General features: G+C 63.3%; 8 protein-coding genes and 1 pseudogene. 7 read left to right on the top strand and 2 right to left on the bottom strand.

Features of this window, described 5'->3' with window-relative positions:
• Nucleotides 1–65 precede the first annotated feature (65 nt).
• From TV39_RS18335 to TV39_RS18310, 7 genes and pseudogenes are all read left to right on the top strand, one after another.
• Nucleotides 66–1,622 carry an amino acid permease gene (locus TV39_RS18335; RefSeq protein WP_043484371.1) on the top strand — a complete coding sequence of 519 codons (1,557 nt, stop codon included), beginning with the start codon at nucleotides 66–68 and terminating at the stop codon, nucleotides 1,620–1,622.
• Between the two features lie 71 nt (nucleotides 1,623–1,693).
• Nucleotides 1,694–2,664 (top strand): annotated as a pseudogene (locus tag TV39_RS18330) (ABC transporter ATP-binding protein); the annotation flags it as partial.
• A gap of 73 nt (nucleotides 2,665–2,737) precedes the next feature.
• Entirely contained in the window at nucleotides 2,738–3,748 is a 1,011-nt protein-coding gene (locus TV39_RS18325; RefSeq protein WP_043484370.1) for a ParA family protein, read from the top strand.
• Nucleotides 3,745–4,629 carry an SIR2 family NAD-dependent protein deacylase gene (locus TV39_RS21855; RefSeq protein WP_082049873.1) on the top strand — a complete coding sequence of 295 codons (885 nt, stop codon included), beginning with the start codon at nucleotides 3,745–3,747 and terminating at the stop codon, nucleotides 4,627–4,629. Before TV39_RS18325 ends, TV39_RS21855 begins: the two co-directional genes overlap by 4 nt.
• A gap of 463 nt (nucleotides 4,630–5,092) precedes the next feature.
• Nucleotides 5,093–8,743: a methionine synthase gene (gene metH / locus TV39_RS18320; RefSeq protein ID WP_043484369.1), complete on the top strand. Its 3,651-nt coding sequence runs from the start codon at nucleotides 5,093–5,095 to the stop codon at nucleotides 8,741–8,743.
• A 508-nt stretch (nucleotides 8,744–9,251) separates the two neighbouring features.
• Nucleotides 9,252–10,631: an MFS transporter gene (locus TV39_RS18315; RefSeq protein ID WP_082049871.1), complete on the top strand. Its 1,380-nt coding sequence runs from the start codon at nucleotides 9,252–9,254 to the stop codon at nucleotides 10,629–10,631.
• Between the two features lie 295 nt (nucleotides 10,632–10,926).
• A complete protein-coding gene (locus tag TV39_RS18310; protein WP_043484368.1) occupies nucleotides 10,927–13,083 on the top strand; it encodes an amylo-alpha-1,6-glucosidase in 2,157 nt (718 codons plus the stop codon).
• Nucleotides 13,084–13,299: 216 nt separating this feature from the next.
• On the opposite strand, the gene TV39_RS18305 is transcribed toward TV39_RS18310, so the two are convergent.
• Nucleotides 13,300–14,664 carry an MFS transporter gene (locus TV39_RS18305; RefSeq protein WP_043484366.1) on the bottom strand — a complete coding sequence of 455 codons (1,365 nt, stop codon included), beginning with the start codon at nucleotides 14,662–14,664 and terminating at the stop codon, nucleotides 13,300–13,302.
• Nucleotides 14,665–14,782: 118 nt separating this feature from the next.
• Nucleotides 14,783–18,649, bottom strand: a complete 3,867-nt coding sequence (locus TV39_RS18300) for a hydantoinase B/oxoprolinase family protein (protein ID WP_043484364.1) — start codon at nucleotides 18,647–18,649, stop codon at nucleotides 14,783–14,785.
• Nucleotides 18,650–19,108 lie beyond the last annotated feature (459 nt).

The raw sequence follows: 19,108 nt of genomic DNA, 5'->3' as shown, positions 1-19,108 counted from the left end.
GGTCGAGCCGCTATTGGCACCGGGAACCCGACCCGGCCCGAAACGATCTCCCAGGGTGGTGCTGCATGACACCACCGATCGGAACTCTCGAAGAAATCAAGCCCGATGGAACAGAGGGGTCTTCCCTTGCGATAGCGGCAGATCACGCTTCCGGCGGATCCACCAACGAACTCAAGCGCGGGCTGAACCACCGCCACCTGCAGATGATCGCCATCGGCGGTGCGATCGGTACCGGGCTGTTTGTGGCCTCGGGCAGCACTATTTCCCAGGCGGGTCCCGGCGGTGCGTTGGCCGGCTACGCGCTGGTCGGGCTGATGGTATTCCTGTTGATGCAGTCACTGGGCGAGATGTCGGCCAAGATTCCGGTTGCCGGTTCGTTCCAGTCCTTTGCCACCCGTTTCGTCTCCCCGTCCTTTGGGTTCGCGATCGGCTGGAACTACTGGTTCAACTGGGCCATCACGGTGGCCGCAGAGCTGGTCGCGGCCGGAATCATCATGGACTTCTGGTTCCCGGGGGTCCCAGGGTGGGTGTGGGCAGGGTTCTTCCTGCTGTTGCTGACCGGGCTCAATGCCCTCTCGGCCAAGGCCTTTGGTGAGTCGGAGTTCTGGCTCTCACTGATCAAGGTCAGCGCAGTTGTGCTCTTCCTGATCGCCGGCGTGCTGATGATTTTCGGCATCCTCGGGGATAACTCTCCGGGACTGAGCAACTGGGAAAACCGCGACGACGTGTTCCACGGGGGCTGGGTCTCGATCATCTCGGTCTTCATGGTTGCCGGGTTCTCCTTCCAGGGCACCGAGCTCGTAGGAGTCGCCGCAGGCGAAGCGAAGGACCCGCGCCGCGAGGTACCGAAGGCCATCCGCACTGTCTTCTGGCGCATCATGCTTTTCTACATTGGCGCCATCTCTATCATCGGCTGCCTCATTCCGTTCACCGATCCGAGCCTGCTGGCCTCCGGTGAGTCCGACATTGCCTCATCGCCCTTTACCCTGGTCTTCTCTCGCGCCGGCATCGCCTTCGCGGCGGCCTTGATGAACGCCGTGATCCTGACGGCAATCCTGTCCGCGGGCAACTCCGGACTATATGCCTCCACCCGGATGCTTTACGCCATGGCCCATGACGGCATGGCCCCGAAGATCTTCGGCCGAACCAACGCGCGTGGTGTGCCGATCGCGGCGTTGCTCGCGACGGCGGCCGTGGGACTCTTCGGGTTCCTCTCCGCGATCGTCGGGCAGGGTGCAGCCTACTCCTGGCTGCTGAACATGTCGGGCCTGTGCGGCTTTATCGTCTGGGCGGGAATCGCGGTCTCCCACTACCGTTTCAGGCGCGGCTTCCTGGCCCAGGGAAACGAAGTCAGCGACCTGCCGTACAAAGCATCCCTGTTCCCCGTTGGCCCGCTGCTGGCCTTCGCCTTGCTCATACTGGTCATCGCGGGACAGAACTACGAGGCTGTGCTTGCCGGACGTTCCGTGGAGGTGCTTTCCTCCTACATCGGGTTGCCAGTCTTCATCGTTCTATGGCTGGGTCACCGCTACATCACCAAGTCCAAAGTAGTGCCGCTGCTCGAGATGGATCTCACAGCACCAAAGGACGTCGAGGACGAACCTAGGGGCGCCACCCAGTAACTAGGCAAGGCGGAGGGAAGCCGGGTGAGAACAGCACCCGGTTTCGCTCCGCCCCCAGGTCAGTAAAGGACGTGGGGATTGCCGTGGTGGGCGGCCTGCAGGTGGCGTCCGGGGCGATGCAGCTTGGCGATGTGCAGGCGTTTATCCAGTACTCGCGGCAGTTCACCCAGCCGCTGGCGCAGCTGGGGTCCATGGCCAACCTGCTGCAGTCCGGGGTGGCGTCGGCGGAGCGGGTGTTCGAGCAGCTGGATGAGGAGGAGCAGTCGCCGGAAGCTGTTGGTTCTGCGCCCGACGGCGGGCGGGGGCAGCTGGTGTTCGAGAACGTCTCGTTCTCCTATTCACCGGACAAGCTGCTCATTTCGGACCTGAGCCTGGTGGCCGAGCCGGGGCAGACGGTGGCGATTGTTGGCCGACCGGTGCTGGGAAGACGACGCTGGTGAACCTGATGATGCGGTTCTATGAGATTGATGCGGGGCGGATAACGCTCGACGGCGTGGACGTCACCTCGGTGCCGCGGCGCGAGCTGCGGTCCCGGCTGGGGATGGTGCTGCAGGATAAGTGGCTGTTCGGCGGGTCGATCAGGGACAACATTGCGTACGGCCGGTCTAGGGCTACTGAAGCTGAGATTTTGGAGGCGGCGCGGGCGACGTATGTGGACCGGTTCGTGCACTCGCTGCCTGACGGGTACGACACGGTGCTGGAGGACGAGGGCGGTAACGTCTCGGCGGGTGAGAAGGAGCTGCTGACGATTGCGCGGGCTTTCCTGTCCCGGCCTTCTGTTTTGATTCTGGATGAGGCGACGTCTTCTGTGGACAGCCGGACCGAGGTGCTCGTGCAGAAGGCCATGAGTGCGTTGAGGAGCGACTGGACTTCGTTTGTGATTGCGCACCGCCTGTCCACGATCCGCGACGCCGACCTCAGCCTGGTGATGGAGGCCGGGCAGATCGTGGAGCAGGGGACACACGTTTCGCTGCTGGCCGCGGGCGGGGCTTACGCGCGGCTCTATGAGGCGCAGTTTGCGGCGCCTGTGGCGGAGGTTTAAAAAGCGGGGCTTGGCGGCGGACACGAGGCGCGGTGATTGAAGGAACCGACATTCTATCGGCTAAGTTCTCTACATGAAATCATTGGCGTTTTTCAATAATAAAGGCGGAGTCGGGAAGACCACTCTTGCCTGCAACATGGCACATTATCTTGCCACTAAGTTCAATCTGAAGACACTTGTTGTTGACTGCGATCCTCAGTGCAATGCTACGCAACTGCTGCTTCAAGATGAAGAATGGCTGGACATCTACGAGGACCGGAGTTCGTCGGAGCGGAAGACAATTCTCAAAGTTCTCACGCAGATCCGTTCGGGTGACAGCGGAATTGACACGGACTTTCTTATCCATCACAGCGAACGGTTTGGTGTGGACGTTTTGGCGGGGCACCCGACTTTGTCAGCGGTCGAAGACAAACTCAGCCAGTCATGGACGGAGTTTAGAGCGGGAAGTTTCGGTGGCGCGAGGAGGAGTAGGTGGGTTGCAGCCCTCGTGGCGGCAACTGACTACGATTTGATCGTCTTCGACGTAGGGCCAAGCCTGGGTGCCTTGAACCGTTCCGTGCTTATCGGCACTGACAGATTCGTCACGCCAATGGCTGCTGATCTCTTCAGCCTTTACGCCCTGGACAACATCACGGAGTGGATCAATAGTTGGACGCACGATTACGAGGCTGCCATCGCAGCCGTTACTCGTGAGAATGCCGGATTACCAGGCGTCCTCGATTTGCCCCAGACATCCGGGATAGAGCAGGGTTTCGTCGGGTATACCATCCAACAGTATGTCAGCAAACGAACCGGAAACGAGGTTCGCTCGGTTGCAGCTTATGACCGCTTCAAACATCAAATACCGGAACGTGCAAGGATGCTGACCAAGTTTGCGGCGCCGGATGTAATCGACCCTGCCCTTGGAGTTGTTCCCAACATGTTCTCCATGATCCCCCTAGCGCAAAGCGTCCATGCTCCCATACTGGAACTGTCGCCGAAGGACGGAGTTCGCGGTGCGCAGGTTTCACAGCAGCGAGCCTATTCTGATCAGCTGACGGCTATAGGTGACGCCCTCGCGGAAAACGCAGGGCTGAAGCGATGACGGTCGCTACTGCGTCAGCGGCCAGCCTGCTAACAAAATGGCCGGACAATCTCGTTCAGCGCATCGTTGCCGATGACTGGGCGTTGGTCATTGGAGCAGGGCTATCCAGAAATGCGTCTAACGGTCAATCTAGTCCGCTTGGCTGGAAGCAGTTGATCGAGCAGCTCAGCGCGACATTTACGAGTGGTGATGAAAGGAAACTCGTTGACGAATTAGTACGACTTGGTCAGTTCCTAGATGCTGCTGAGGTCGTGAAACAGAGCGCTATAGCCGCGGGCAAAGAACATGACTTTAGGGCAATGATTCGTGTTGCAACAGACGGCGCCGCTGGCGCTCCTTTCAAGGCATCTGCGCTACATGAAAAAATCATCAACGAATTAGCTCCCTCTCTCATCATTACCACGAATTATGACAGACTCATAGAACGTGCAAGTGATCACGGTTATAGCGTTCACCGGCCAGGTGACCTTAACTTAGGCGCGGACGTGCGTACGGGAACGCCGGCCTTAGTGAAGCCGCACGGCACGGTCGATGACCTCAGCAACATTGTGCTCACTCGATCGGACTATGCGACGATCCGCCATAGAGCTGCAGAACTTTACAGGGTGATGGAGGCGGTCTTCCTAACTAAGACGTGTCTTTTTGTTGGATACTCTTTTCAAGACCCTGACCTGATGCTTCTTCTCGAAAACTCTTTTGGAGGTGCTAGCCGGGCTGGGGCCCATTATTGGTTAGCTCCATCTGATGGTCCAATGTATTTGCAGCGTCTCTTTCAAGAACATTATGGAATTGAAATGATTAGTTACGATCCCAAGGATTCGCATATCGAAATGAAAAGTATGATTGATGCGCTGTGCTTCACGGTGTCCTCATCTCGCTAACAATTTCTTTGCGGAGGTTCCACTTTGCTTAGCTGAGTCATGAACTCCTCGGTTTCTCCCTGAGCAGACAGACGCACGCTATTAGTGCTAACTGCAAGACAACTGCCTTGCAGTTGGTGGAAGACAAGTGAAACATTCCAGTAGTGCGGGGGCTGGGGGCTATTCGCGGTTCGCCGGGGCATGGACTGGTGAACCGCGAAGAGCCCCCAAACGTGCGGCGGTTGCCAGGGCAACTATGACCGGAACCAGTTTGTTGTGACACCGGATTGCCGGCTTTTTGACGATTTCTCGGCGCTAGACGATGGGCGTGAACTCCGTCTCCTGGCAGTCTGCCGCCGAATAGAGAACCCTAAGTCAGGCCCAGCAGATTCGGGTAAGAGCCGGGGCTAGGCTTCCCAAGTCCCATGCCGTAGTACACGGACACACAGCGCAACGTTCCGGCCCCCGCACGTAATCTGTTTAGATGCCTCGTTTTGCGCTTGATATTGAGTCCGTGCCCCGTCCCGCCCGCGCGCAAGCGCTTCTGGACGCGGTGAACCACCGGGTCGTCATCGCTGATGGGGCGATGGGCACCATGCTGCAGGGCCGGGAACTGTCGCTTGAAGCAGACTTCCTGGGGCTGGAAGGCTGCAACGAGATCCTCAATGACACGCGCCCGGACGTCCTCGCGGACATTCATGACGCGTACTTCGCCACCGGCATCGACGCCGTCGAAACCAACACCTTCGGCGCCAACTGGTCCAACCTTTCCGACTACGGCATCGACGACCGGATCGAGGAACTCGCCCGCAAAGGCGCCCAGATCGCCCGCGAACGCGCCGAAGCGGCAGAAAAAACAGACGGACGCATGCGCTGGGTCCTCGGCTCCATGGGTCCGGGCACCAAGCTCCCCAGCCTGGGCCACACCAGCTACGACTACCTCAAACAGACCTTCGCCCTGCAGGCCGAGGGCCTCATCGACGGCGGTGCGGACGCCTTCCTCATCGAAACCAGCCAGGACCTCCTGCAGACCAAAGCCGCGGTCAACGGCTGCAAGCAGGCGATCGTCACCCGCGGCGTCCGGCTCCCCATCTTCGTCGAGGTGACCGTCGAAACCACCGGAACCATGCTGATGGGATCCGAGATCGGCGCCGCACTCACCGCGCTCGAGCCGCTCGGCGTCGACGCCATCGGCCTGAACTGCGCCACCGGGCCGGACGAGATGAGCGAGCACCTGCGCCACCTCTCCAAGCAGTCCTCCGTGGCCATCGCCTGCATGCCCAACGCCGGCCTCCCGGTCCTTGGCCCCAACGGCGCGCACTATCCGCTCTCACCCAGCGAACTCGCCACCGCACACGAACAGTTCGTGCGGGAATTCGGCCTGGGCCTGGTGGGCGGCTGCTGCGGTACGACGCCGGAACACATGGCCGCCGTCGTCGAACGCCTTGCGCCCTTCCGCACCAGCGCCGCCGTTACCGGCGGTGGGAGGGGAGCCGACGGCGCCCGCGTCCCCACAGAACGCGAAGCAGGCATCGCTTCCCTCTACCACCACGTGCCGTTCGACCAGGAATCCGCCTACCTCGCCATCGGTGAGCGCACCAACGCGAACGGTTCGAAGGCGTTCCGCCAGGCGATGCTGGAAGAGCGCTGGGACGACTGTGTGGACATCGCCCGCGAACAGGTCCGCGTTGGCGCGCACCTGCTCGATGTCTGCATCGACTATGTAGGGCGCGACGGCGTGGCCGACATCAAGGAGGTCGTGTCGCGTTTCGCGTCGGCCTCCACCCTTCCGCTGGTCATCGACTCCACCGAACCGCCGGTGCTGCAGGCCGGGCTCGAACTCATCGGCGGCCGCCCGGTGGTCAACTCCGTCAACTATGAGGACGGCGACGGCCCGAACAGCCGCTTCGCGCGCATCATGCCGCTGGTGAAGGAACACGGCACCGCCGTGATCGCCCTGACCATCGACGAACAGGGCCAGGCCCGAACCACCGAGGGCAAGGTGGCCATCGCCTCCCGCCTCGTCGACGCCCTGGTGGGCGAATGGGGCATGCGCGTCGAGGACATCATCGTGGACGCCTTGACCTTCCCCGTCGCCACCGGCCAGGAAGAAACCCGCCGGGACGGCATTGAAACCATCGAGGCCATCCGCCAGATCACCACCAAGTACCCCGGCATCAACACCACCCTCGGCGTCTCCAACGTCTCGTTCGGCCTCAACCCGGCAGCGCGCGTGGTGCTGAACTCCGTGTTCCTGCACGAAGCCGTCCAGGCCGGCCTGTCCAGCGGCATCATCGACGCCGCCAAGATCGTGCCGCTCGCCTCATTGCCGGAGGAACAGCGCAAAGTGGCCCTGGACCTCGTCTATGACCGCCGCGAATACGATGCCGACGGCAACATAACGTACGACCCCCTGGCCATCATGCTGGACCTGTTCGCCGGCGTCGACACCGCAGCGCTCAAGGACCAGCGCGCTGCCGAACTCGCCGCCTTGCCCACCGGCGAACGCCTGCAGCGGCGCATCATCGACGGCGAAGGCAAGGGCCTGGAAGCTGACCTGGACCTTGCCCGCAGCGAAGGCATGTCACCGCTGGCCATCATCAACGACCAGCTGCTCGAGGGCATGAAGGTGGTGGGTGAGCGCTTCGGCGCCGGCGAGATGCAGCTGCCCTTCGTGCTGCAGTCCGCCGAGGTGATGAAGAACGCGGTGGCCCTGCTGGAGCCGCACATGGAGAAGTCGGACGCGTCGGGCAAGGGCACCATGGTGATCGCCACCGTGCGCGGCGACGTGCACGACATCGGCAAGAACCTGGTGGACATCATCCTCACCAACAACGGCTACAAAGTGGTCAACATCGGCATCAAGCAGGGCATCGCCGAGATCATGGCAGCAGCCGAGGAGCACGACGCCGACGTGATCGGGATGTCCGGGCTCCTGGTGAAGTCCACCGTGGTGATGAAGGAAAACCTCGCGGAACTGCAGTCCCGCGGCCTCGCGAAGAAGTGGCCCATCATCCTCGGCGGCGCAGCCCTCACCCGCGCGTACGTGGAGCAGGACCTGGCGGAGCAGTTTGAAGGCACCGTCCGGTACGCCAAGGACGCCTTCGAGGGCCTGGCGCTCATGGAACCCCTGGTTCAGGTGGCCCGCGGCGCCGACCCGGACGCCGTCGGCCTTCCGCCGCTGAAGAAGCGGATCCACAAGGGAGGCCCGAAGTTCACGGTGACCGAACCGGAGGCCATGCCCGGCCGGTCCGACGTCGCCTCCGACAACGCCGTTCCTGCGCCGCCGTTCTGGGGCACCCGCATCGTGCGCGGCGTGGCACTGCACGACTACGCGGCGTTGCTCGATGAGCGCGCCACTTTCATGGGGCAGTGGGGGCTCAAGCCCGGCCGCGGCGATGACGGCGCCTCCTATGAGGAACTGGTGGAACTCGAGGGCCGGCCGCGCCTGCGGTACTGGCTGGACCGCATCCTCGCCGAGGGCATGCTGGACGCCTCCGTCGCCTACGGCTACTTCCCGGTGGTCTCCGAGGGGGAACAGGTGGTGGTGCTGCACCACGGGGAGGATCACGACGGCGTGCTCGGCACCCCGGGCCTGCTCGCCCCCGATGGTGGTTCAGGCGGTCCCATCGGCACCGAGCGGCTGCGTTTCGACTTCCCGCGCCAGCGCCGGGACCGGCACCTGTGCCTCGCCGACTTCGTCCGCTCGCGCGAATCGGGGCAGGTGGACGTCCTGCCCGTGCAGCTGGTCACCGCCGGCTCGAAGATCGACGAGGTGACGTCCGAGCTGTTCAAGGGCAACCACTATCGCGACTACTACGAGCTCAACGGCCTGGTCATGCAGCTCACCGAGGCACTCGCGGAATTTTGGCACGCGCGCATTCGCTCCGAGCTGGGCTTCGCGGCCGAGGAGCCCAAGGACAAGGCCGGGTACTTCAAGCTCGATTACCGCGGTGCCCGGTTCTCGCTCGGCTACCCCGCGTGCCCTGACATGGAGGACCGCCGCAAGGTGACGGAGCTGCTGCGTCCCGAGCGGATGGGGGTGGTCCTGAGCGATGAGCTGATGCTGCACCCCGAGCAGTCCACCGACGCCTTCGTGTTCCACCACCCGGAGGCGAAGTACTTCAAGGTGTGAGCTGGGGGCTTGAAACGGCCTCAATGTACCCTGCGGGGCGTGCCGGAAGCGGAGCAGCTCACATCCGCGCAACGGGCAGCTCCGCCTCCGGCCAGGTTGGAGCGATCATCGGCAACCTGCTTGATCACCGGCGCTGTCGCTGCCGGAGCCGTCTGGATCAACACCACCTATGGGATCCACATCCTGGCCTCCGACCTGCTCATCTTCGCAGCCTGGGACGTCGACCCCGGCAGGTCCGCAAGGACTGATTGGTCAGAACTCCCGCACCCGACACCACCCGGGCGAACTCCAAGGACCTTGAGTTGCTCCCATTGGAACCATACGGCGGGCATGAAGCGGCAGCAATGACGTACCTATGAGTTGGAGGTAACGGATTTACATGGCCGTAACGGGACAGCAACCTAAGTTGCGCAAAAAGCAACTAATTTGGTTCGTGAGCAACAAGGCACGCTTCGGAAGGCGCGTTGCCGTCCGACTAAATTGGCGCCATCCCCTGAATGGAGACAACATGGAACGCGATCTTGCAGACAACTCACTGGAGAAGGTGAGCCCGGAACGCCTGCGTAAGGTGGTGCGGGCCTCCTTTGCCGGGACCGTGGTGGAGTGGTTCGACTTCGCCATCTACGGCTACATGGCAACCCACATTGCCGCGACCTTCTTCGCATCCAAGGATCCGGTCACGGGTCTGCTGGAGACGTTCGCCGTGTTCGCGGTAGCCTTCGCGCTGCGGCCCTTGGGCGGGATCTTCTTCGGACGCCTGGGCGACCGTCTTGGACGTAAAAAGATCCTGGTGCTGACCGTCCTGCTCATGTCCGGATCTACGGCCGCAATCGGGCTCATCCCAAGCCACGAGACGATCGGCATCTGGGCCGCTGTCCTCCTGGTCTTGGCCCGCTGTATGCAGGGCTTTTCTGCCGGCGGCGAATATGCGGGTGCCACCATCTATGTCGTCGAGCACAGCCCCGACAACCACCGGGCGCGCTACTCGTCCGCCATGTCCGCGGCGACGTTCTCATCGTTCGCCTTCGCTGCTGGACTCGGAGCGCTGCTTAGCTTCCTCCTGCCCGCCGAGGCCATGGGTGATTGGGGCTGGCGCATCCTCTTCCTCCTCTCTGTGCCGATGGGACTGATCGCCTTCTACATTCGCGCCAAACTCCACGAGTCCCCTGAGTTCCAAGCGATGATCGATGATTCTGCCTCCCGGCCCGCCCCATCCCTGGGAGCTGTCTTCCGCACCCAGTGGCCCGCGATGCTGCGCCTGGGCGGGTTTGTGATGCTCACGGCCCTCTCCTTCTACATCTACTCCACCTATATGTCGACCTTCCTGATCAAGGTGGTCGGCCTGCCCCAGGACCTCGCGCTGTTCTCGAGCTTGATCTCGCTGACCCTCGCGACGGCGCTGGCCCCCGTCATGGGCCGTGTCTCGGATCGCATAGGGCGCCGCCGCACCATGCAGACCGCCGCCGGCCTGTTGGCCATTCTCACCATTCCGGCGTACATGATCGCCGAGCAGGGAACGTTCGCAACCGCCGTTGTCAGCCAACTGCTCATAGGACTCGGTGCCGTGACCGCTAACGTGGTGACCTCGGTCCTGATGTCGGAAATGTTCTCCACCGATGTGCGCTTCGCGGCATCGGGCACCTGCTACAACATCACGTACGCGGTGTTCGGCGGTACCGCACCCTTCCTGGCAACGTGGCTTGTCGCGGGAACGGGATACTCGCTCGCCCCCGCCATCTACGTCGCAGTGATTGCCGTCGCATCATTCCTCGTCGCCACCTTCCTCATACCTGAGACGGCAGGACGGCCTCTGCGCCGGTACCACGACGACCCCGCGCCGGCAGGACATGCGCGCGCCGCAGCCTCGCAATTGTTGCCCCGCGCCTAACGTCCCATGGCACGTAAAAGGCCAGCTGCTGTCCGGACCTGGTAGGTCCAGGCAGCCGCTGGCCTTGCCGGGGCCGATCCCGACGACACAGTCCGCTGGTGGACGAAGGACGGTTTGCGTAAACCTGGCGTACTCATTGCCGCCATATTAAACTCCTTCGTGACCATTAGAGGCCCTGCTCTGGCAACCGTGAACCGACGGGCGTAGCGTTCGAATTGAACGACGGCGGTGGCCGCAGCCTGACTAAGGACCGGCGCGCTGGCCGTATGGTGCCAATCCGTTCGAGGAGCCGGAAATGGCTGGATGGAATGCCGATACCGCGGCCGGACCACTGGGCGCCGGGACCATCACATTGGTGGAAGGCTCATCCTTCTGCATCTCCCTGCCGAACGGGGACATCCAACCCGAACTCCCGCACGGGGTCTTCTTCCAGGACACGCGAATCCTGTCCCGCTGGAGCCTGACCGTCAACGGCCAGGTGCTGGAGCCGTTGGCGGCGGAAACCAAGGAACCGTACCGGGCGCTGTTTGCTGGACGTGTTGCCCGCTCGGACGGGTATGCGGACAGCCCGCTGCTTGTGGAGCGTCTGCGCGAGGTGGGTGCCGGCATCACGGAGGAGCTTACGGTACGGAACTACTCGCTGGATCCGGTCGAATGCGTGGTCTCCCTCAGCGTCGAAGCGGACTTCGCCGATCTGTTCGAGGTCAAGGAGGCGCGCATCCAGCGGCACTGGGACCAAATCCGGCAGCCGGATGCAGGTTCGCTGACGATCAGGGGCACTTGGCAGGGTGCCCGCAAGGGGATTGTCATCAACGCCAACGGCGCCGACCACGTTGGTGCGGAAGCCTTGACATATCGCACAGTTGTTCCGCCGCACGGCCACTGGAGCACCGTGCTGAGCGTGGTGCCTGCCGTGGACGGAACCGGCATAGCACCGTTTGTTCACCCGGCACCGGGCGATATTTCTCCACGGGACCGGCGCCGGATGGAGTGGGTGGCGAGGATTCCGGTGCTGCAGATGGGCAACCGTTCCATCGAACGCACCTTGCAGCGCAGCTACGACGATCTGGGCGCGCTAAGGATCGAAGACCCCGACCATACGGACCGGGTGGTGGTCGCCGCCGGGGCGCCCTGGTTCATGACCCTGTTCGGCCGCGACTCACTCTGGGCCTCGGAGATGGCTCTGCCGGTGGACCCATCCCTGGCCCTGGGCACGCTGCAGACGCTGGCCGACCGCCAGGGCCGGGTGGTGGACCCGATGAGCGAGGAGGAACCGGGCAAGATCCTCCACGAGGTCCGGCTCGGAGTCTCCAGCGGCCTGTCCTTGGGCGGTAAGCCGGAATATTATGGCAGCGTCGATGCGACCCCGCTGTTTGTGAGCGTGCTCGGGGCCGTCAGCCGCTGGGGCTTTGCCAAGGAGACCATTGCCGCCCTCTTGCCCAACGCGGACCGGGCCATGGACTGGATCCGGGACTACGGGGACCGCGACGGTGACGGCTTCGTCGAATATGAACGCCTGAATGATCGGGGGTTGATCAACCAGGGCTGGAAGGATTCCTGGGACGGGATCAACTTCGCGGACGGCACCTTGGCGGAACCGCCGATCGCCCTGTGTGAGGTCCAAGCCTACGTCTACTCGGCGTACATGGCGCGTGCCTGGATGGCCTACGACGTCGGCGACGCGCCGATGGGTGACGAGCTCACCGACCGGGCGGCGCAGCTAAAAAAACGGTTCAACGAACAGTTCTGGTTGCCCGATCACGGGTACTACGCGATCGCGCTGGATAAGGACAAGCGCCCGGTGGATGCCTGCGCGTCTAATATGGGCCACTGCCTCTGGTTCGGTCTGGTGGATGAGGACAAGGCGCCGCTGGTGGCCGAGAAACTGATGTCCCCGGAGATGTTCTCCGGCTGGGGCGTTCGCACCCTGGCTTCCGACATGGGGGCTTACAATCCGGCGAGCTACCACAACGGCTCGGTCTGGCCGCACGACAACGCCATTATTGCGGCTGGCCTGGTTCGCTATGGTTTCGTGGAAGAAGCGCAGCAGATCGCTACGGCGCTGCTTGAGGCCGCCCAGTACTCGGACGGCCGGTTGCCCGAGCTCTTCTGCGGCTTCGACCGGGAACGGTTCACCCAGCCCGTGCCGTACCCGACGGCGTGTTCCCCGCAGGCCTGGGCCGCGACCGCGCCGATTCTGCTGGTGACAAGCCTGATGCGCTACGACGCACATGTCTCCCGGGGTGGTATGTGGCTGGACCCGGTACTACCGGAGTCCTACGGCGACCTGCACATCGCCAATGCGCCCATGGCCGGCGGCCGGATTACCATCGATATCTCAGGTTCCACAGTCTCCGTCCAAGGGCTGCCCAGGGGCATGGCGCTGCACCGCGGGCACCGGCCGTGGATGACCGAACTGGTGGAACAGGCCCAGCTGCGCAAAGAGCCTTAGCGGGACGGGCAGGCCCTGCAGCCTCGTGGCAACCCCGGCATGGCACCTTCTGCGCACCCCGGCTGGGAAACGGTGCCGCAGCAATTGGACCTTGCCGTCGCGGTCCACTCGATAGAGAAACCTGCCATGTTAAAGTCATCGGCACGGCGGGAGCTCTCTGGTGTTCAGGGAGTTCCCGCCGTGCCGATGGTTGTTTGTGGTGCGGGTTCGTCCCTGTCAGTCTGTGCGGACCGTGCTGGGGTCGACGTTCCGGGCGGCAAAGATGAGCAGGCCGGAGGCCAGGATGGGGAGGACGCCCCACCAGAGGGTGGCGTTGATCCAGCCGGCACCGGCGGCGAGGGCGGCGGTGATCAGCAGGCCGCCGATGATCGCTCCGACCTGGCCGGAGGCGTTGATGATGGAGCTGCCCGTTGCCCGGGTGTGGACGGGGAAACTTTCGCCGGTGAAGAACAGCAGGGCGGAGAAGGGGCCGATGAGGAAGAACAGCCCGGCGCTGTACAGCCCAATGATGAGCGGGAAGTTCCCGTTCGGTGCCTGGAGCATGGTGAAGAAGGAGACGGCGCACAGGATCCAGCCGATCCCGATCGCGTTGCGGCGCCCGATCCGGTCACCGAGCCAGCCATGGAACAGGTAGCCGGCGAAGGCCGTGGCATTCGAGATGATGAGGACCAGCAGGGCGTTGTCGAACTCGATGTTCTTGCCGTCCGGTGCCGTGAGCAGCGACGTGCCGAGGATCGCGAATGCAAGGACGCCCAGCCAGTTCAGGAGGAAGGCTCCGCCGATCGTCAGGGTGGACCGCAGCGATTCCCCGCGGAAGACCGAGACGAGTGGGCTGGCCTTCTCCGAGACGTCGATTCCAAACTTCTCCCCGAGCTGCTGCGCCTCTTCCACCCGGCCATCCTTGATCATCTTGTCGATCTGGTGACGGTGGCCGAATTGGGGGCTCTCCTTGAGCCAGCGTCCGGCGATGACGATGAAGACTGCGGGGATGGCGGCCACGGCAAAGCAGAGCGCCCACCCGCCGATGGGGAACAGCAGGTAGACGGACCCGGCGGCCAGGACGGAGCCGACCGGCCAGCCGGACTGGACGAGTGAGTAGATGAGACCGCGGCGGCGGGCCTTGGCGGGATCGCTGTTGTGGGCAAACATCTCGTTGAGGTACGCAGCGTTAATGGCCTGTTCGGCGTAGCCGAGGCCGGCCAGTGAACGCACGAGGACGAGGAAGACGAGTCCAAGGCCGGCCGCGATGCCCACAACCCAGCCGACAGTGGCCGTCAGCAGTGAGGCGACAGCGGCACCGATGACGGCGATCAGGATGCCCTTGCGTCGGCCGATCCGGTCGACGATCGGGCCGATCCCGAAAGCCACGAGTGCAGTTCCTGCAGTCACCCAGGTATTGATCCCGGTGGACTGGGCCGCGCTCCAGCCGAGGTCTGAGGCCAGCATCGGCAGGAGGTTGCCGAACAGGACGAAGTCATAGACAGCGAAGGTCCAGGCGAAGAAGCAAATCCAGGTGGCCAGCCGGACGTCCTTGGGCGTGACATCAGACTCGACAAATTGAAACGTTGGGGCAGTGGTCATAACGGTTCCTAATTCACGGGGATGGGTGGGGATGTGATCAGTACGGAACGAAGGGGGCGGCCTGGAGACCAGCGTCACCAACTGGCTCCAGACCGCCCCTTTTACTGCTGCGCTTGGCTCAGGTTGCCGAACTGAGCTCGGCGACCAAAACCCCGCGGCGTTCGGCGGTTGATTTCAGATCAACCGTGAGCTGGCCGTTGACTTCCTTGAGGACCACGCCGTAGTCACGGGCGGCCGCCTCGGCGGTCGTGAAGCCGTCCAGCACATCTTCGAGAACTTTCAGCGGGTCCCGCTTGTGCGGGTCACCGAAACCGCCACCGCTGGGCACGGTGATCTGGAGGGAGTCGCCGGCCAGCAGCTGACGACCGGTGACCTTGGACGGCCAGGACTCCTCGCCCGCCCGACCGGGGTTTTTCACGAGCGATCCGTTGAGGCCGTCATGGCCCTCGAATGCGCCCCACGGTACGTCCGATTCGTGGCGTTCACCCTCGCAGGTGATCGCGGTGTCCGTCAGGAACGTGTTTTCCCGGACGATGCCGATCCCGCCGCGGAACTCGCCGGCCGCTGCGGGCTCGGAACGCAGTTCGTAGCGGTCGGTGCGCATCGGGAACCGCCACTCGAGCTCCTCGATCGGGTTGTTGCGGGTGTTGGCAATGAGGTTGTCCACGGAATCCGGCCCGTCGCTGGTAGCGCGGGCGCCGTAAGAGCCCTCGTTGACCTCGAGGTAGACCCAGTACTCGCCCTGTTTCTCGTCCCATCCTGAGTAGGAGATGAAGTGGATGTGGGCGGAGTTGCCGGCGGTGACGCGCTCGGGGATGACCGGGGCGAGGGCACGCAGGGCCAGGTCGACGGCCCGCTGCACCTGGGAGAACCGCGAGAAGGTCGCGGCCGGGTATGTCGGGTTGAATATGGTGCCCTCCGGGGCGATGACCTTCAGCGGCTTGAGCATGCCCTCGTTCTGGGGCACGAACACTGGGAAGGCAACCTCATCCAGGAATATCATCCGGGTGATGAACGTGAACGCCGAGACCGTGGTGCCCTCGAAGGCGCAGTTGTATGCGGTGGGCACTTGTTCGGAGGATCCGGTGAGGTCATAGGTGATCTCGTCACCCTCGACGATCACCTTCACGACGATCGGCAGCTTCTTGCCGTAGTTGCGGCCGTCATCGTCCAGGTAGCCGACCTCGGTCTCGTAGACGCCGTCCGGGATCTTGGCGATCTCCTGGCGCAGCATCCGCTCCGAGTAGTCGATCCAGCTCTGGCCGGCTTCGCGGACCGCGCCGAAGCCGTACCGCTCGATGAGGGCGATGTAGCGGGACTTGGCCAGCTCGCAGGCCGCGATCATCGCCTGGAAGTCGCCCTCGTTGGAGGTGGGTGTCCGGGTGTTGTTGAGGATGTGCCGGATCAGCGATTCCTGGCGGACGCCCTTCTCGGAGATCTTCACCGCCCGGAAGATGGTGCCTTCGGACTGGATGTCCTGGATGTCCACCATCAGTCCGGAGTACGCACCGCCGTTGTCGATCAGCTGGCCCGAGGCGCCGGCGAAGCCGACGAGTTGCCCGTCGTGGAAGATCGGTTCGATGATCGCCACGTCGGGGGAGTGGGTGGCGCCGAGATACGGATCGTTGTGCAGGATGATGTCACCGTCGTGGATGTCGTCGCCGAGGACCGAGATCACGCCCTTGACGATCTTGGGCATGGAGCCCATGAACATTGGCGTGGAGTCGGACTCGGCCAGCACGTTGCCGTCCTTATCGAACAGCCCTGCCCCGAGGTCCTCGGACTCGCGGATGATCGAGGAGTAGGCCATGCGGAACAGCACCGAGGCCATTTCCTTGGCTGCGGAGTTCAGGGCGCCGCCGATCACGCGCATCAGGATCGGGGTGGCCAGTTTCTCGGCGCTCTGGGTAGCGGCCGGGCAGTCGATGACGAGGTTGCCGGCTGCGTCCACCGCTCCGGAGAATCCCGGAGGAATAACTGTGGTGGAATCGTACTGCTCGATGATGGCGGGGCCGGTGAAGGTGATTCCCACGCCCATCCTGTCGCGGTCGTAGAAGCGGGTGTCCAGGGTGACCGGCTTGCCATCCTGTTCGAAGGTCACCGGGCGGGTTTCCACCAGGGCGTCATCGAGGGAACCGGACTTGATCGCTTCCGGCGTGGGCAGGTCATCCATCACGGCGCTGGCCTCGACACGGATGTTGATAACTTCCACGGTGCCGTTCTTGAAGCGGTGGCCGTACTCCTCGAAGTGGGCGTCGTGGAAGGCTGTTTCGGCCTTTTCCAGCCAGGCCTGGTTGACCGGCCCTTCGGGGGCGGTGAAGCGGATCTCGTAGCCCTGTCCCTCGTAGCGCGCGTCCGCGAGCCATTCGAGCTTGCGGCGGCCGGCTGGGACGTCCTCGGCATCGAGTTGGGCGTTGGCGTCGCGCTCCAGCTGTTCATAGGAGTCCTGGATGGCGGCGGGGTCCGCGCTGGAGAACGTGAACCGTCTGGTGGCGACGAACTCGTACCTCTCGTCGGTGGCCAGCAGGCCGGTTGCGGCCATGATGCCGGGGTGGGCCGGGATCAGTACCTTCGGGACCTCCAGCTCCGCGGCGATCTCGCAGGCGAACAGTGCGCCGGCACCGCCTGCCGCCACGAGGGTGAAGTCACGTGGGTCGTAGCCGCGGCGTACGGAGTTCTGCTCGATTGCCTGGGTCATGCCGAACTTCTGGATCTGCAAGGCACCGAGGGCAGCCTGGTCCACTGACATGTTGAGTTTTTCCGCCAGACCTTCCATGGCCTTTCGGGCGCCCTCGAGATCCATATCCATACCTGAGCCTGCCAGGACGCGATCAGGACGCATCCGACCCAGCAACACTTGGGCGTCGGTTGATGTCGGCTCCGTACCGCCGCGGCCATAGCAGACCGGGCCCGGGACGGCGCCGGCAGACTGGGGACCGACACGGAAGACCCCGCCGGCGTCGACGTAGGCGATGGAGCCGCCGCCCGCGCCGATGGTGTCGATGTCCACCATCGGAACCATTGCCTGGTGGTCGCCGATCTTGGTGTCCAGGAGGTGACGCATGCGCAGTTCACCCTGGTAGGCAACACCTATGTCCGCGGAGGTACCGCCGATGTCCAGGGTGACCACGTTTTCGAAGCCGGACTGGCGCCCGGCCCACATGCCGCCGATCAGACCGCCGACCGGCCCGGACATCATCAGTGTGACGGGCCGCTTGGCGGCCTCCTTGATGGGGACCATGCCGCCGGAGGACTGCATCAGCAGGATCTCCCGCTTGTAACCCAATCCTTCGGCCTGCTCCTGCAGGCGGTAGAGGTAACGCGAGACCCGGGGCCCGACATAGGCATTCAGTGCGGTGGTGGAGAACCGTTCGTACTCCCGGTACAGGGGCACGATTTCGCTAGAAAGGGACAGGTAGGCCTCGGGGAACTCCTCCGCGACGATTTCCCCGATCCGCTGCTCGTGGGCGGGGTTCAGGTAGGAGTGCAGCAGGCAGACGGCGATGGCTTGAACTCCGGCCGCCTTCAGCTCGAGTACGCGCTCACGGACCTCGTCCTCGTCCAGGGGAACCAGGACGTCTCCGTTGGGTGCGGTGATGCGCTCCTTGACGGTGAGACGGTGACGGCGCTTGATCAGGGGTTTGGTCTGCCAGGGCAGATCCTGCTGGAGGGAGAAGTTGTACGGCTTCTTGTGACGGGCGATATGCAGGATGTCCCGGAAACCCTCGGTAGTGATCATCCCGACCTCTGCACCGGTATGCGTCAGCGCGGTGTTCGTGGCGACCGTGGTCCCGTGCACCAGCTGGTCGATCTCCGATAGGGACACCCCGGCCTTCTCACAGAGCTTCTTGATGCCCGAGATAACGGCTTCGGACGGGTCGTGCGGGGTGGAGGGAACCTTCTCCACAACGGCGATGCGCTGGTCGTCGTCCGAGAAATACAGGTCGGTGAATGTGCCGCCGACGTCTACTCCGATGCGCTTCATAAGGGGGTCCTTTCGAAAGTTTGGTTCAGGACTGGGGTTGAAGGAAAAACCGGGGGCCTCTCGGCCGGGCCCGATTCACCCGGGGTTGGAGATAGTCCGTTGGGCCGGGGGTCCGGTCCCGCAATCCGATGTGCGGTAGCTCACATCGTTGCTTAGAAAGCAATTTAGTTCCCTTATGAACAACGCGCAATGCTTTTGACGTTCATTTCTTGAGACTTCCCTTTTGCGTCAGCCTCCCTAAGTGCTGGAGCGCATCTTGCGGAAGGATCCGACAAGGCCTCTGCCAAGCAAGGTGGATAGTGTGCATAGTCGATTTCGGACTGCCGAGACTGTCGTCGCCTGATCTGACCCTCAAGGCCACAGGGTGGCTCCGGATTTCCTGGGCCGCGCTGCGGCGTGCCGGGCAGGTGTGTCTTGTCTTCCGGCGAGAGGTCGGATGGGCACACCGTACGATGGCTG

It is taken from the genome of Arthrobacter sp. SPG23 (genome assembly GCF_000876655.1).
Lineage (GTDB): Bacteria > Actinomycetota > Actinomycetes > Actinomycetales > Micrococcaceae > Arthrobacter.
Note: the sequence above shows the minus strand (reverse complement) of the source record. Positions and strands in the feature narration are given on the sequence as shown.

Bases quoted from the DNA above. Each gene is read 5' to 3' on its own strand.
- TV39_RS18335 (WP_043484371.1), top strand. From the start codon at position 66: ATGACACCACCGATCGGAACTCTCGAAGAAATCAAGCCCGATGGAACA.
- TV39_RS18325 (WP_043484370.1), top strand. From the start codon at position 2,738: ATGAAATCATTGGCGTTTTTCAATAATAAAGGCGGAGTCGGGAAGACC.
- TV39_RS21855 (WP_082049873.1), top strand. From the start codon at position 3,745: ATGACGGTCGCTACTGCGTCAGCGGCCAGCCTGCTAACAAAATGGCCG.
- metH (WP_043484369.1), top strand. From the start codon at position 5,093: ATGCCTCGTTTTGCGCTTGATATTGAGTCCGTGCCCCGTCCCGCCCGC.
- TV39_RS18315 (WP_082049871.1), top strand. From the start codon at position 9,252: ATGGAACGCGATCTTGCAGACAACTCACTGGAGAAGGTGAGCCCGGAA.
- TV39_RS18310 (WP_043484368.1), top strand. From the start codon at position 10,927: ATGGCTGGATGGAATGCCGATACCGCGGCCGGACCACTGGGCGCCGGG.
- TV39_RS18305 (WP_043484366.1), bottom strand. From the start codon at position 14,664: ATGACCACTGCCCCAACGTTTCAATTTGTCGAGTCTGATGTCACGCCC.
- TV39_RS18300 (WP_043484364.1), bottom strand. From the start codon at position 18,649: ATGAAGCGCATCGGAGTAGACGTCGGCGGCACATTCACCGACCTGTAT.